Source organism: Mucilaginibacter sp. P4_E8, from assembly GCF_056401495.1.
The window spans coordinates 1-16824 of record NZ_JBFUJG010000116.1; the positions used below are offsets into that span (position 1 = coordinate 1).

8 protein-coding genes are annotated in these 16824 nt (G+C 44.2%); 7 read left to right on the forward strand and 1 reads right to left on the reverse strand.

The annotated features are described in order from the left end of the window. The first annotated feature begins 184 nt into the window (after positions 1 to 184). The 6 genes from AC1DRQ_RS24580 (at position 185) to AC1DRQ_RS24605 (ending at position 15402) form a co-directional block, all read left to right on the forward strand. Positions 185 to 724 carry a phage tail protein gene (locus tag AC1DRQ_RS24580; RefSeq protein ID WP_477427743.1) on the forward strand — a complete coding sequence of 180 codons (540 nt, stop codon included), beginning with the start codon at positions 185 to 187 and terminating at the stop codon, positions 722 to 724. Positions 725 to 749: 25 nt separating this feature from the next. Continuing rightward, positions 750 to 1685, forward strand: coding sequence for a methionyl-tRNA formyltransferase (locus tag AC1DRQ_RS24585; RefSeq protein WP_429400858.1), 936 nt, complete (start codon positions 750 to 752; stop codon positions 1683 to 1685). 77 nt (positions 1686 to 1762) lie between these two features. Continuing rightward, entirely contained in the window at positions 1763 to 10696 is an 8934-nt protein-coding gene (locus tag AC1DRQ_RS24590) for an MBG domain-containing protein (RefSeq protein ID WP_477427746.1), read from the forward strand. A 54-nt stretch (positions 10697 to 10750) separates the two neighbouring features. Beyond that, positions 10751 to 11674 carry a PorP/SprF family type IX secretion system membrane protein gene (locus AC1DRQ_RS24595; RefSeq protein WP_429400856.1) on the forward strand — a complete coding sequence of 308 codons (924 nt, stop codon included), beginning with the start codon at positions 10751 to 10753 and terminating at the stop codon, positions 11672 to 11674. Between the two features lie 50 nt (positions 11675 to 11724). Then, positions 11725 to 13509, forward strand: a complete 1785-nt coding sequence (locus tag AC1DRQ_RS24600; RefSeq protein ID WP_477427748.1) for a hypothetical protein — start codon at positions 11725 to 11727, stop codon at positions 13507 to 13509. Positions 13510 to 13668: 159 nt separating this feature from the next. Next, positions 13669 to 15402: a D-arabinono-1,4-lactone oxidase gene (locus AC1DRQ_RS24605; RefSeq protein WP_477427750.1), complete on the forward strand. Its 1734-nt coding sequence runs from the start codon at positions 13669 to 13671 to the stop codon at positions 15400 to 15402. A gap of 272 nt (positions 15403 to 15674) precedes the next feature. On the opposite strand, the gene AC1DRQ_RS24610 is transcribed toward AC1DRQ_RS24605, so the two are convergent. Further along, positions 15675 to 16295, reverse strand: coding sequence for a Vps62-related protein (locus AC1DRQ_RS24610; RefSeq protein WP_477427752.1), 621 nt, complete (start codon positions 16293 to 16295; stop codon positions 15675 to 15677). A gap of 195 nt (positions 16296 to 16490) precedes the next feature. On the opposite strand from AC1DRQ_RS24610, the gene AC1DRQ_RS24615 reads away from it, so the two are divergent. Beyond that, positions 16491 to 16824: hypothetical protein (locus AC1DRQ_RS24615; protein WP_477427754.1), on the forward strand; the 334-nt coding region annotated here is incomplete at its 3' end.

Sequence of the window (16824 nt, forward strand, 5' to 3'; positions counted from 1 at the left end):
TAGTAATACCCATAGTTTTTATCTATACTCATTATTTAAAGAATATAGTTTATAGATATAGTTTTTTATAAACTACGTGCTCCATTATATACTATAATGTGAACTGTATCTTCCTAAAATAAGGTATCGGTACATTGAACCTATTTATATACCAATTATATACTTAACCAATTAAATTAAAATTATGGATAATCCTTTTCTTGGAACAATTTCATTGTTCGCTGGCAATTTTGCCCCCCGCGGCTGGGCATTATGTAATGGTCAGCTTATGGCCATATCACAAAACTCGGCGTTGTTTTCAATTTTGGGTACTACGTATGGTGGTGATGGTGTAACAACCTTCGCGTTGCCTAATCTGGAGGGTAGGGCCCCGATACATTGGGGGCAAGGGCCGGGCCTAACACCCAGAACCATTGGAGAATCGGCTGGGGAAGAAAATGTGACCTTAATAAGTACCCAGATGCCTATGCACAGCCATGCTGTTGCTGCAAGTACTACAGTTGGTGATCAGGGCTCGCCGACCGGGAATGTTTTAGCTGTCTCTGCTGATCCCGACTCGGGAGGTAACCCACTAAACTTTATAGCGCCGGCAAGTGCCAATACAACCATGGCTCCGGGTATGATCGCGCCGGCAGGTGGCAACCAGCCGCATGATAATATGCAGCCTTACCTGGCAGTAACCTTTATTATTGCTTTAAGCGGAATTTTTCCGGCAAGAAACTAATGATTTATACGCTGAATTGTAATTAATGAAAATAGGTATTGTATCAAATTCAGCAATGTTATACATGCCCCTGCTTTCAAATTTATATAACTATAAAAATAAAGCAGGGGTAATGTTATATGTTGGTAAATCGGCCGACCCTAATCAAGACATGAGTGTAACAGCGGGTTTTTGTAATGCTGCAGGTATTGCGCTCACTTTTGAAACCGGGAAAGACGATCTGTATAGCTGGGGGCAGTTATACCAACCAGATATTATTTTTTTTGTGGGCTATAGCAGCATTGTAAAAACCGGGCAATTTACCCATGTAAAGCACGGTATTTACAATATACATTTTGGCCTGTTGCCACAGTTTAGAGGGCCAGCACCTGTTTTTTGGCAACTGAGGAAGGGATTTAAAGAAATAGGATTAGCTATCCATCGCCTTACAGATAAACTTGATAGCGGACCTGTAAAATGGCAACATACGGTAACAAATCAGCCACATTTTAGCTATGATCATGTTAATCAGCTATTTGGTGAGCTACAGGTAGTAGGAGTATTTGAAATTCTGAATAGTATTAATTCAGGTATCGCGCTACCTGAAATTGAACAAGATGAAAGTAAGGCCGCTTATTATGAACGGCCACAACTTAAAGACATTCTGATTAATTGGGATGGGATGGAGGCCGGGGAGATCATTGATATGATAAAGGCTTGTAACTCCTGGAATATGGGTGCAATCACCATGTTCAATGGACTGGAGTTGAAAATTTTGGACGCGACCATTACCATAACAAATAACCAGCAATATGCTCCGGGAACCATTATTATTAAAAAGAACCATGGTTTTGGAGCGGTTTGTAAAGGAAATAAGTTATTAAATATAAACTATTTTAAGATCAATAACTGCTATATACCAGCCCGGTTTGCAGTTGCATACGGATTTAAAACCGGGCAAAGTTTTATAAGCCAGATATAATATATAGATAGGTTTTACAGCCTATTAAGAAAGATTTTTTAAAGCATCTGCTAACCTAAATTACTTATCACAATCGCATGAATGAATTTTTACATTTAAGCAAACGAATATTCTTTTTTCTGTTTGTATCCGTGATGTGTTCTTTGCAATTTGCAAATGCACAAACTACGCTGACTCCCGGCGATATTGCTGTAATTGGCTTCAATATAACCAATGGGCAATTTGCATTTGTTACCTTAACTGATATAAGTGCCAACACGGTTGTAAACTTTACAGACAGGGGATGGACAGGTTCCGGATTTAATAATTTAGCTACAGAAGGAACTATTACCTGGACTGCTTCTGCAGCGGTTAGCGCGGGGACGGTAGTTAACGTAAGCATTAGTGCTGGTCCTAATCCAACAATTACGGGCTTCCCAAATGGGTCAACTTCCATATCGGGATGGACAAGTGCCAGTATTTTTGCTAATAATGGCGACCAGACGATAGTTTATCAGGGCTCAGATGCTTCTCCAACATTTGTTTACGGGTTTTCATGCTCCACATCAAATGGTTCGCCAAGTACAACGCTCGATTGGCAAACCACAGCGGTAACTACTAATCGCGACTCGCAATTGCCGTCGGGGCTTACCAATTCAAACAATAGCAATGCTGCTACGGCCATTGCTTTTTGTGGTCAAAATGTTAATCACAATTATGTTTATAATGCCAAAAGTCACGGCTTTGCAGGCACGCGAACCGCAATACTCAGCTTAATAGCCGACCGGGCCAACTGGGTCCAGAGTCCATCTGCGCAGGACCTGTCGCCAAACGGAGCTAATTTTCCGGCATCATTTACTTTGGGAGCGGTGATCACAGCCCCAACCACACAGGCAAGCAATGTAACCTTTGCCAGTACTACCACAACATCATTTACCGCCAGCTGGACAAATGGTAACGGCTCATCACGAGCTGTATTTATTAAAGCGGCATCAAGCGGTAGTCCGTCGCCGGCAAATAATACAACCTATACCGGAAATGCTGCTTTTGGTTCAGGAACACAAATAGGTGCTACCGGCTGGTACTGCGTATACAACGGAACGGGTACATCTGTACCGGTAACCGGACTTACCGGGGCAACCGCCTACCAGGTAATGGTAGTGGAGTATAACGGCACATCGGGCAGCGAAAAATACCAGACAAGTACTGCTGCCGGGAATCCAGCTAATGTAACAACGCTTACCCCTAATAACCCGCCGGTTGTAACAGCCTCAGGAGGCTCAACAACGGTTACCGGCCCATCGGCTGTGGCTGTTGATAATGGCATCACCGTGAGTGATGTTGACAATGCCACGCTTGCATCGGCAACAGTTATCATCACCGGTAATTTTCAGTCTGCCGAAGATCTCCTTGCTTTTACCCCGGGAGGTACGGGTAATATAGCCGGTAGTTTTAACACTACAACGGGCGTATTTGCCCTCACATCGGCAGGTGCAACGGCAACAACCGGGCAGTGGCAGGCTGCTTTAAGGGCCATAACTTATCAAAACACTGCCGCAAGCCCTAACACTGCTACCCGTACTGTAACATTTGTGGTGAACGACGGCAGTATAAACAGCACACCTGCTACCAAAAATATAACGATAGCTGTTCCGGTCATCAGTACAACGGGCACGCTATCAGCATTGACTACAACTTATGGCACCGCATCATCGGCAGGTACATTTAACGTATCAGGCGTAAACATGACTGCTGGTATTTTAGTTACCGCACCAACGGGTTTTGAAGTGAGTAAGGATAATATCACGTTTACTAACACGGTTACTGTTGGCTCAGTGGGAAATATCGCATTCACGCAGGTTCACATCAGGCTTGCTTCCGGCATCAGTGCGGGCAATTATTCGGGCAATGTGGTATTGAGCAGTACTGGTGCTACCAGTGTTAATGTTGCTACAGTTGCCAGTACGGTTAACAAAGCCCCTTTAACCATTACCGCCAATAGTGATACCAAGGTTTACGGCGCGCCAGTGCCGGCACTTACTGTAAGCTACAGCGGCTTTGTGGGTACCGATAATGCCTCAAGCTTAACCACACAGCCAACCATAACTACCACCGCGGTAGCTAACTCGCCTGTGAATACCTACCCTATCACAGCAAGTGGAGCGGTGTCTTCTAATTATACATTTATCTATCAACCAGGTACTTTAACGATTACCCCAGCCGCATTAACCATCACGGCCGATAATAAAGGCAAGCCTTTTGGTCAGGCGCTAACCGGCGGAGCCGGTTCCACAGCGTTCACCTCTACCGGACTGGTAAATTCAGAAACCATTGGCAGTGTAACTATTACTTATGGCACAGGATCAGCAGCAGGAGCGCCTGTTAATACCTATACCGGATCGGTAGTAGCGAGTGCGGCTACCGGCGGTACATTTAATCCGGCCAATTATACCATCACTTATGTAGCCGGTAACCTTACGGTAGGTCAGGCAATTTTAACCATCACGGCCAATAATGCTACCAAAACTTACGGTGCAGCCGTTCCGGTACTCAGCGTGAGCTACAGCGGTTTTGTGGGTACTGACGACGCATCCAGTTTAACCACCCAGCCAACCATAAGCACTACGGCAGTAACTAATTCGCCGGTTAATACCTATCCAATTACAGCAAGCGGGGCGGTATCATCAAATTACACCATCGTTTATAATCCGGGTACTTTAACAGTAACACCGGCAGCATTGACTATAACCGCAAATAATGCCACAAAAACCTACGGCTCCATAAATCCGACGCTTAGCGTAAGCTACAGCGGCTTTGTGGGTACAGATAATGCGGCAAGTTTAACCACTGGGCCAACGGTAAATACTACCGCAGTAACTGGCTCGCCGGTTAATACATACCCGATCATCGCAAGTGGGGCCGTATCAACAAACTACGCCATAACCTACACTCCAGGAATACTAACTGTTACACCGGCAGCATTAACCATTACCGCCAATAACGCCACTAAAACCTATGGCTCGGTCAATCCGGCTCTTAGTGTAAGTTATAGTGGATTTGTGGGTACAGATAATGCATCGAGCTTAACCACTGCCCCAACAGTAAGCACCACTGCGGTAACAAATTCGCCGGTTAATACCTATCCGATAACTGCGAGTGGGGCGGCATCTGCAAATTATACTTTCGTTTATAACCCGGGTACTTTAACCGTAACGCCGAAAGCGTTAACCATAACAGCTAATAATAAAACAAAGCCTTTTGGCCAGGCGCTAACCGGAGGCTCGGGTTCAACGGCGTTCACTTCAGCAGGCTTGATAAATACTGAAACCATAGGTAGTGTAACTATTGCTTATGGTGCAGGTTCAGCAGCGGGAGCAGCAGTCAATACCTATACCGGATCGGTAGTAGCCAGTGCGGCAACCGGCGGCACATTTACTCCCGGTAATTATAACATTACCTATGTTGCCGGTGATCTGATAGTAGGCAAAGCGGTTTTAACCATTACAGCAAACAATGCCACTAAAACCTATGGTTCTGCTAATCCGGTATTAAGTGTAAGTTACAGCGGCTTTACGGGTACAGATGATGCCTCCAGCTTAACTACTCAGCCAACCATAAGCACCACCGCGGTTACCAGTTCACCCGTAAATACTTACCCGATAACGGCAAGCGGGGCGGTATCTGCAAATTATACTATTGTTTATAGTCCGGGAATTTTAACGGTAACACCGGCTACGTTAACCGTTACCGCTAATAACGCCACTAAAACTTACGGTTCAGTCAATCCAGCACTCAGTATAAGTTATAGTGGATTTGTGGGTACAGATGACGCATCAAGCTTAACCACTGCGCCAACGGTAAGCACCACCGCAGTGACTAACTCGCCGGTTAATACTTATCCGATAACAGCCACTGGAGCAGCATCAGTTAATTATACGTTTATCTATAATCCGGGTACTTTAACCGTATCAAAGGCTGCATTAACTATTACAGCAAATAATAAAACCAAACCTTATGGTCAGGCCTTAACAGGAGGAGCAGGTTCAACGGCGTTCACTTCAACCGGGCTTGTAAATTCCGAAACTATTGGCAGTGTATCCATTGCTTATGGCACTGGGGCGGCAGCAAATGCATCGGTAAATACTTATACAGGTTCTGTAACAGCAAGTGCGGCCACAGGAGGTACGTTTAACCCGGCCAATTATACCATTACTTATGTTGCCGGAGATATTGTGGTTGGCAAAGCCGCATTAACCATCACGGCCGATAATAAGGGTAAGCCTTTTGGTCAGGCACTAACCGGCGGAGCCGGTTCTACAGCGTTCACTTCTACCGGACTGGTAAACTCAGAAACCATTGGCAGTGTAACCATTACTTATGGCGCGGGAGCAGCAGCAGGTGCGCCAGTTAATACCTATACCGGATCGGTAGTAGCGAGCGCGGCCACAGGCGGCACGTTTAACGCCGGTAATTATACCATCACTTATGTTGCCGGTAACCTTACGGTTGGGCAGGCAATTTTAACCATCACGGCCAATAATACTACCAAAACTTACGGTGCAGCCGTTCCCGTACTCAGCGTGAGCTATAGTGGTTTTGTGGGTACTGACGACGCATCCAGTTTAACCACCCAGCCAACCATAAGCACTACGGCAGTAACTAATTCGCCGGTTAATACCTATCCAATTACAGCAAGCGGGGCGGTATCATCAAATTACACCATCGTTTATAATCCGGGTACTTTAACAGTAACACCGGCAGCATTAACCATTACTGCCAATAACGCCACGAAAACTTATGGTTCAGTCAATCCAGCTTTAAGCGTAAGCTACAGCGGCTTTGTGGGTACAGATAATGTATCGAGCTTAACCACCGCGCCAACAGTAACCACTACGGCAGTAACTGGATCGCCGGTTAATACATACCCGATTACCGCAAGCGGGGCGGCATCTGCTAATTATTCATTTATTTATAAACCGGGGACACTTACCGTTACACCTGCGGCATTAACCATTACAGCCAATAACGCCACTAAAACCTATGGCTCGGTCAATCCGGCTCTTAGTGTAAGTTACAGCGGCTTTGTGGGTACAGATAATGCGGCAAGTTTAACCACTGGGCCAACAGTAAGCACCACTGCGGTAACCAACTCGCCGGTTAATACCTATCCGATAACGGCGAGTGGGGCGGTATCTGCAAATTATACATTTATTTACAAGCCCGGCATTTTAACCGTAACATCTGCGGCATTGACCATTACAGCGAATAATGCTACAAAAACCTACGGCTCGGTCAATCCGGTACTTACTGTTAGTTACAGCGGATTTGTGGGTACAGATAACGCATCAAGCCTAACCACCGCGCCAACGATAAGCACCACTGCGGTAACTAATTCGCCGGTCAATATCTATCCGATCACAGCAAGCGGAGCGGTGTCGGCAAACTATACATTTATTTATAATCCGGGTACTTTAACCGTAACACCGGCGGTATTAACTATCACAGCAAATAATGCGACGAAAACTTACGGTGCAGCCGTTCCGGTACTCAGCGTGAGCTATAGTGGATTTGTGGGTACAGATAACGCATCAAGCCTAACTACTGCGCCAACAGTAAGCACCACTGCGGTAACCAACTCGCCGGTAAATACTTACCCTATAACGGCAAGCGGAGCGGTATCGGCAAACTATACATTTATTTATAAGCCGGGTATTTTAACAGTGACACCTGCGGCATTGACCATTACTGCAAATAATAAAACGAAGCCTTATGGTCAGACATTAACGGGTGGGGCAGGTTCAACCGCGTTCACTTCAACAGGATTGGTAAATTCCGAAACCATTGGCACTGTAACCATTGCTTATGGCACTGGGGCGGCAGCAAATGCATCGGTAAATACTTATACCGGATCGGTAATAGCCAGCGCGGCTACCGGCGGCACATTTACATCAGGTAATTATACCATCACTTATGTTGCCGGCGATATTATAGTTGGTAAAAAAGTTTTAACTATTACAGCTAATAATGCTACGAAAACCTACGGTTCTGCTAATCCGGTATTAAGTGTGAGCTACAGCGGATTTACAGGTACAGATAATGCATCAAGCCTAACCACCGTACCAACGGTAAGCACTACAGCGGTAACTAATTCGCCGGTAAATACTTACCCGATCACGGCAAGCGGAGCGGTGTCGGCAAACTATTCATTTATTTATAAGCCGGGTATTTTAACAGTAACAGCGGCGTCGCTAACCATTACTGCAAGTAACAAAACTAAATCTTATGGTCAGGCATTAACGGGTGGCGCTGGTTCAACTGGGTTTACGTCAACCGGACTTGTAAATTCCGAAACCATTGGCACTGTAACTATTGCTTATGGTACAGGTTCAGCGACAGGGGCAACGGTTAATACATACACCGGATCTGTAGTTGCCAGCGCGGCTACCGGCGGCACATTTGCACCGGGTAATTATAATATTACTTATGTTGCCGGTGATATTATAGTTGGTAAAGTCACGGTGACTATTGCTGCAAATGCTAAAATCAAAACCTATGGCGATGCCGATCCGGCCTTATCCTACAGCATTACCAGTGGTGCACTGGTTGGTGCAGATGCCTTCACCGGAACACTAAGCAGGGATGCCGGTGAGGACGTTGGTACTTATGCTATTAAACAGGGTAGTTTGGCATTGAACGGTAACTATACCCTCACTTATACAGGAGCAAACCTAACGATCAGTAAAAAAGCCATTACGGTAACCGCAAACCCTCAAACTAAACCCTATGGCGGTTCTGACCCGGCCTTAACTTATAGCGTTACAAGTGGCGCATTGGTGGGTACTGATGCTTTCACCGGATCATTAAGCAGGGATGCGGGTGAGAGTGCGGGTATATATGCCATTAAACAGGGAAGCTTAGCGCTCAGCAATAACTATACGCTTACCTATACCGGTGCTAACCTGACCATTACGCAGAAGATGCTGACCATTACAGCTAATAATGCCACTAAAACTTACGGATCTGCAAATCCGGCTCTTAGCGTTAGTTACAGCGGCTTTGTGGGTACGGATAATGCCTCGAGTTTAACTACCGCGCCAACAGTAAACACCACTGCGGTAACCAGCTCACCAGTCAACACTTACCCGATCACGGCAAGCGGGGCTGCATCATCAAACTATACCATTGTTTACAAACCTGGTGTTTTAACCGTAACCTCGGCAGCATTAACCATTACAGCAAATAATGCAACTAAAACCTATGGCTCGGTTAACCCGGCTCTTAGCGTTAGTTACAGTGGATTTGTTGGTACAGATAATGCATCGAGCCTAACCACTGCGCCAACGGTAAGTACTACTGCGGTAACTAGTTCACCAGTCAACACTTACCCGATAACGGCAAGTGGGGCGGTATCATCAAACTATACCATTGTTTACAAACCTGGTGTTTTAACCGTAACCTCAGCAGCCTTAACCATTACAGCAAATAATGCTACGAAAACTTATGGCTCTGTTAATCCGGCTCTTAGCGTGAGTTACAGTGGCTTCGTAGGTACGGATAATGCGTCGAGCCTAACCACCGCACCGACGGTTAATACCACTGCTGTAACTAATTCTCCGGTGAATACTTACCCGATCACGGCAAGCGGGGCTGCATCATCAAACTATAGCATTGTTTACAAACCGGGTGTTTTAACCATAACAACGGCTGCCTTAACCATCACCGCCAATAATAAAAATAAACCTTACGGCCAGGTATTAACCGGAGGTGCCGGTTCTGCCGCGTTCACTTCAACAGGGCTTGTAAATTCCGAAACTATTGGCAGTGTAACCATTGCTTATGGCACAGGAGCGGCGGCAAATGCAGCGGTAAATACTTATGCCGGGTCGGTAGTAGCCAGCGCGGCAACCGGCGGCACATTTACACCCGGCAATTATCATATTACTTATGTAGCTGGCAATATTGTGGTGAGCCGGGCTACGTTGACCATTACAGCTAACAATCAAAGTAAAATTTATGGAGCAGCCAACCCTGCTTTAAGTGTAAGCTACAGTGGTTTTGTTAACGGTGATAACAGCGCAAGCTTAACAACCAAACCGGCTGTAGTTACAACGGCTACAGTCACATCGGCAGCAGGTACTTATCCTATCACAGCGAGTGGGGCAGCCATAGCTAATTATAATATTGTTTATGCTCCGGGAACTTTAACTATTAATAAAGCAATGCTGACCATTACGGCCGATAACAAAAGCAGGGTATACGGTACCGCTAATCCGGTGTTAACCGCTACCTATAGTGGTTTTGTAAACGGGGATAACCAGGCAAGCTTAACAACTCAGCCCATACTAAAAACAGTAGCAACTACTAATTCAGCGCCAGGAAATTATCCCATAACAGCAAGCGGGGCAGTATCTCCTAATTATAGTTTCAATTATGTGTCCGGAAAATTAACAGTCAGGCCGTTAAGCAATGCTAACCTGGCCAACCTTACTTTAAGTTCGGGCACATTACTACCAGCATTTACACCGGGTAATTTTGCTTACACCACCCAGGTAGATAATGATGTTGAGCGGATCAGGCTTACCTTAACTTTTGATGCAACAGCTACGGCGAGGGTAAATGGCACATTAACGCCAAATGACCGTCCTTCCTATAGCATTCCGCTTGATGAGGGTAATAACACTATTACCATTGTGGTAACTGCCCAGGACGGTACCACTACCAACACTTATACGGTAATGGTATACAGAGGGGCGGATCAGAAAAACCTGGTAGTTACCAATATCCTTACACCAAATGGCGATGGAAAAAATGATGTCTGGTTGATACAGGACATTCAGCTTTACCCTAATAACATCGTCACTGTTTATGACAGGGGTGGTCGCACGGTTTACACTAAACACGGCTATACAAATGACTGGAACGGAACTTATGGCGGATCGCCGCTTACAGAAGGTACCTATTATTACATAGTTGACCTTGGGCCGCAGCAGCGCAAGTTTAAAGGGTATATAACCATTGTGAGGAACAGATAAACAGGTTAAACAAAAGAAAAGGCGAATAACAGGCTATAGAAATTATTAAATAACATGAAAAACTTTAAACGGAATAAAAATATGATGTTAAAAAAGCCTTTACTGGTGATGTTGCTGCTTATCTGCAGTGCGCTATGCTGTAAAGCCCAGTTGAATCCGTTTCAGTCTATTTACTTTCAAAACCGGTACCTGATTAACCCGGCTATGGCGGGTCTTAATCCGGGTCTTAACCTTAATATAGGCTATCGCCAGCAATGGAGCTCTTTTCCGGGAGCGCCTAAATCGCAAGTATTCACTGCCGATTACCAGGCGACGGATAGAGTAGGTTTAGGAATTAACGTAAATGACGACCAGGCTGGTTTAATAAGGCAAACCCGGGCTATGGGTACCTATGCCTACCATTTGCCGCTGAGTGATAATAACCAGAAGTTAAACTTTGGATTATCACTGGGTATAGATGATTCAAGACTTGACCGCGATAAAATTGTAGGCGACGAAGCCGACGAGCAGATTGCCAGGTATAACCAGGCTAAGCCTTATGTAGATGGCGATTTTGGTATAGCCTATACCAGCAATAATTTGTTTGTTGAAGCTGTTGTGCCCAATTTAAAGGCCGCGTTTTTTAAAAACTCCATTGAACGGATTGATGTGGACAGGGTACTGTTCATGACCGCGATAAGTTATAAGATTAACACGAACGATGATTATAGCAACCTGGTATTTGAACCACTGGTAGCTTTCAGAAAAGTAAAAGGGGCAACCAACATTTTTGATGCCGGCCTTAATTTTACAATGGTCAATTATTATATATCGCTTCAGGCTATTTATCACAGCAACCAAAGCGCGGGGCTCGGTTTCGCGTTTGACCAAAAAGCATTTGCCATAAACTTTACTTATAACCTGGAAACCGGCCGGATCAACAGCTATACCGCCGGCGCGGTTGAACTGGGACTTAAACTTAAACTGTTTCAGAAGTAACAAAACATACTATTAAAACAAACATATTTTCATCATTAAAACCTAAAACCATGAAAAATAAGTTCAAAGTAATTGCCGCAGTCGTTGTATTCGGATTTTTATTATGGAGATGCAGTACACCTCATTCTTCTAATGCCGTTGTAAATGGAAGTATACTTCCTCCGGATGTTTTACCTTCATGCACGGTTACAAAAGACACGTTTAATACCTGGTTTGCCAGCGGCACAGCAACCGAAAATGGATTGGTGACCCCAGCCAATAGTGTTACCTTCCCGCATCAAAATAACTGTGATTTTTATCAATGGTCCGAGAGGATGTTCTCATGGGTTACTTCACCGGCCTCCGGAGCTTACGGCCAGGGAAATACCATATTGGAATCTCCGGTATTTTACAGCGTTTCGCCTGTGGATTCGGCTAATCAACGCGTACTGATCCCTCACCTGCCAAATACTATTTTAAGAATGTCCAATCATCTGGTGAAGAACGGCCCTAACAGGTTGCCGGTTATTAAAGACAAAAAAACAGGTAAGTTATTTGAAATAGAAACTCCGGTAGTCAGGCCAAATACCAAAGCACTGGTAAAAAATGATGTAGGAGCAGCGATTGAAGTTGATCATGTACAAACAGATGCCAAAGGAGCCATTGTTTTTATGGATAAAGCCGGTAAGCCTATTCCGCATCCAAAGGCTATTATTCAGCATAAAAACAATCCGCAACATATAGTACACCGCTTTGCTTTGGGTAAAAAATTCGTATTCCTTGATTCAGCCGGTAATGTTATAGAATCTGAAGAAGGACAGGCAACAAACGACGCGTTAATGGCTAAAAACGGCGCATTGGTTTATTACCTTTCTTTTGTAAACGATGTTTATGCTTATTATTTAACCGGGGCAAAGAACGGGCAAATTAGCGGCAGTCAGTTCCCTACCACTGCCGCGGCACGAGACAGTATTTGTGCCATTGCCCGGGCCAACCATGTTACGCTGCCCGATTCAAATGCTTTGGCTATGGAGCTTAAAACATCATGGGTAGAAGCCAGCTCGCTTTCTGACCCTAACAATTATGTCACCGTGAATGCTTCCATTCCAACATATGATACCACAAACTCGGCGCAGTGGATCCCTAAAGGTGAAAAAATAGTAAAAATGGCATTAGTAGGGATGCACATTGTTGGCAGTGTGGCAGGTCACCCCGAAATGATATGGGCAACCTTTGAGCACCTGAATAATGCGCCAAATGCGGCCTTCCAATATATCGATACCAATAATAAAACAGTAACGGTACCACAGGAGCAGGGCACAAACTGGTTGTTTAATGCAAATGCTGTTGATACACCCTATAATGTTTCGCACATGAAAGCCGCTGGAGATACTATTAATGCCATAGCGCCCCATACAATTAGTGCAAGTAATACACTGCGGACTATGCCCTGGGGCAGTGCTATGGACTCGGTTACCAACCAGCAGGATAAAAGTTCGGCAGCATCTAACAGCGAAATCATTTCCATTAATAATACGATACATCAATTGTTAGTTGGTAACGATATCCGCAAAAATTATATCCTGATTGGCGCTACCTGGACAGACGGTGGCGCTGCACCTACGGGGATCAGCTATGGTTCGGATACTACTGCGGGAGTATCTATAGGAACCAGCGTATTGGCCAACAGCACTATGGAAACATATTTTCAGGGTACAACAACCAGCTGTCTTTACTGCCATTCCAACGGCCCTGCTAACCCTGTTTTGTTTCCTGATACTTTGAGCCATATATATTCAAAACTACAGCCCTTAATAGCTACTCATGATTTATTAAATAAGAAGAAGAAAAAGTAATTGATACAGTATGCCCGCTTGTTGAATGAGCCGGCGAATATATTTAATGATGTGGGGAGTGGTTATGATGACCACTCCTTTACCTCATTTCAGTAATACCATAAATACGATAGTTTTTATGTAAAACAAAATTATATCTATCACTTAAATCTTATCATTATGTCTTTATTATCATTATCACCACCGATTGGAGCAGATGGCTTTTACCATCCCTCTAATGAAAATGAACTAATAGGTCTGGTGCAAAAAGCCGCCGGCGAATTATTGGAGATCAGATGCCGGGGCGCGGCCCATTCACTGGCAAGGGCCATTTATACCGATCCGGGAGAAGGCGAGCCACCGCTTCCTAATGAGGTATCGGAGCAAAAACCTCCTAAAGGTCCAAATCTGAATGTGATGTTTGATCAATATAATAGGCTGGTGTGGGTAGATAAAGAGAAGGGTATTATTGAAGTAGAAGCAGGTATACACCTGGGATACGACCCGGAAGATCCTACCGGCACCTCAACACTGGAGAACAGTTTGTTGTACCAGGCATTTGTTAATGGCTTTACCCTGAGTGATCTTGGAGGCATCTCTCATCAAACCATAAGTGGGTTCCTGATGACAGGTTCTTCCGGAGGCTCTTTAATGTACAGTATTGACGAAAATATAACGGCGCTTTCCATTATTGACGGCAATGGTAACCTGCAATGGTTTGATAGCAGTGAGGATGAATTTGGCGCCATGGTACTTTCACTGGGCCTGTTGGGTATTGTGAGTAAGGTACGCCTGCAATTAACACCGCTTTTTAATATTTACGGACAGCAGATCACCTATCCGACAAAACCGGCCGATTGCCCCATTGATCTGTTTGGCAGCGGTACACCTGGTAAGCCCAGTTTTGAAAGCTTTTTACAGGCAACTCCTTACACCCGTGTGCTCTGGTGGCCACAGGAAAAAGTAGAGCGGGTAGTAATATGGGAAGCTTCGCGCGGAACCGCTATGCCGGTATTTGATCCTGTGCCGTATGAGGAGTTTGCCAAGAATTCCCTGGTTGCCAATGTAGAGCAATTATTGGCTTCTATATTATTTACCATGTTGGGGAATAATAAAATAATGGTGGTTTGGGAAAAACTTAAACCTTCATTTACAGAGTTCAGGCATCTTACCGAGCTATCATGGGGCGGAGGCTTTTTTGCAAAGATCGCAGCCTGGGTGCTTACCTTTATCCTTAAGATAATCGGTTTTATTATGGTGCTCTTCTTTATGACCTTTACAGGATTATTGCATGCACTTTACCCGGTTGTAATTAATACGCTGCAACCGTTAACCAAAAAAGGCGACGGGCAACTATTTATGGATTATACCTACAGCAGCCTGCCTATGGATAATGGTGCAAATGATGTGTTGATGGGAACCGAATTTACCGAAATATGGATCCCGCTAACAGATACGGAACGCGCGATGCAACTGCTTGACAAATTGTTTAAAGAAGGCGGGTTTAATGCTACGGGCTATTATTCTACCGAACTGTATGCGGGTAAACAAAGTAATTACTGGCTAAGCCCGGCATATCAGCGCGATGTACTGCGGATAGACTTTTTTTGGTTTAGTACCAATGAGGGCAACCCCGCAGCAAAAGGCGGGTTCTTTAGCCAGTTTTGGGAAGCGCTCAGGAACGAAAATATCCCTTTCAGGTTGCATTGGGCTAAGTTTTTGCCTGAATACGATTTTCCGGACTGGGCTTCATACATACAGGCATCATATCCACGCTGGAATGATTTTATGAAGCTGCGTGAGCAACGCGATCCTAATAATATTTTTCTTACAGATTATTGGTCGCGCCATTTGTTTGGTACAGAGAAGGATCTGAAATCAACTACAGCTTTACAGGATGTAGAACTTAAATGATGCTCATCTGGAATTTATTTTCCGCAAGCATTATTTAATATAATGTAACAATTTAGCCCGGTTAGCACAAAGTGCTAACCGGGCTAAATTTTGCAGATCAATAGTCCCGCATGGGTACGGCCATCGTTTCTATTCTACTATATTAAGGCGCTGATCCAATAATGATTCGTCATTAATATCAAATTTGCGGTTAACAATTAATAAAAAACCGGCAGCAAATTTTTTTGCTACCGGTTTAAACAGTGATATAAGGAGTAGGTAATAGGTAATTGTTAGGTAGTTGCCAGTTTAAAGCAAGGACCGATATAAGGATTGTAATTTTCCTGGGTTACAAAAACGCCTAAAACTCCCTGAACCTGCCATAAGGATACGTCGCCATCTGCACCTGATCCTAAATCGCTCCAGATCAGTGAGCCTACAGATGAGTCGGTTACCATGTCTTTGCGTATACAGCGGAAATTGGGGATGATAGGGGCATTGTAACCAAGGGTGGCAACACAGCCTAATGTTACATAGCCATCAGGAGCAACCGGACGCCATATAGAGCCGTCATAATCACCGCCGCTCCCTGAATCGTTCCATACTTGTTCATAACGTATTGGCGGTAATAGTAATGGATTTGAGGGATCATCATTTACCGCGGTTACAATAAGGGATGAACCTATAGGGTTTCCATAATTACCTTGTGCATAATCTCCCACAATAAAATAATTATTGTCAGATGGAGCCGGTCGCCAAATACCAACGTCTCCGTCTGATCCTGAACCTTCATCATTGTATATAAAGTTGTAAGTGCTGGTATAACTTACATACAATGATGGTTCGCCTTGTTCTAAAGTTGCTGATGTGCCTTTTGGTGCTGACCGTAGTACGGTAGGATTAGTTGTGCTCATGTCTTTGTTGCTTAAAGGTTAAATATTAATCATTGAGAAAACAAATTTCATGGCAATACTTATTATTTTATAGGGTGAAAACAGCTTTTTTTCAAGGTATTTTTAAGTATTAAAAAAGGGATATTTTATAGTAGGTTTTTAATAAATAATTAACCAAATTCATAAACTAATATKGAAAACCAATTATTAATTATTATGAAAAAGAAAAGAAACATTTTATGCGCCACGGCACTTGTTATTTTATTTATGAGCGCCTGTACAGAAAGGCAGGCTCCTCAAAATGCTGTTAAAACGGCTATTCCTGATTCTGATTTACTGAGTTATAAAGTGGCCAAAAAGTATGTGCAGAATTATGCCCCACATGCCGGGGTTGTAAAACGTTTAACTAAAGATAGCCTGCCCGATACGCGCTGTATATGGTTTAGTGCCGAAAGATTAAGGGCGTTGGCCGATCAGATAGAACAAGAAAAAGGTGACGGCGTTAGGTTTTATTTGTCGACATACGATAAGGAGTACATAGGTAATAAAC

Excerpts from the sequence above, each read along its gene's own strand:
- AC1DRQ_RS24580 (WP_477427743.1), top strand. The coding sequence starts at position 185 with ATGGATAATCCTTTTCTTGGAACAATTTCATTGTTCGCTGGCAATTTT.
- AC1DRQ_RS24585 (WP_429400858.1), top strand. The coding sequence starts at position 750 with ATGAAAATAGGTATTGTATCAAATTCAGCAATGTTATACATGCCCCTG.
- AC1DRQ_RS24590 (WP_477427746.1), top strand. The coding sequence starts at position 1,763 with ATGAATGAATTTTTACATTTAAGCAAACGAATATTCTTTTTTCTGTTT.
- AC1DRQ_RS24595 (WP_429400856.1), top strand. The coding sequence starts at position 10,751 with ATGAAAAACTTTAAACGGAATAAAAATATGATGTTAAAAAAGCCTTTA.
- AC1DRQ_RS24600 (WP_477427748.1), top strand. The coding sequence starts at position 11,725 with ATGAAAAATAAGTTCAAAGTAATTGCCGCAGTCGTTGTATTCGGATTT.
- AC1DRQ_RS24605 (WP_477427750.1), top strand. The coding sequence starts at position 13,669 with ATGTCTTTATTATCATTATCACCACCGATTGGAGCAGATGGCTTTTAC.
- AC1DRQ_RS24610 (WP_477427752.1), bottom strand. The coding sequence starts at position 16,295 with ATGAGCACAACTAATCCTACCGTACTACGGTCAGCACCAAAAGGCACA.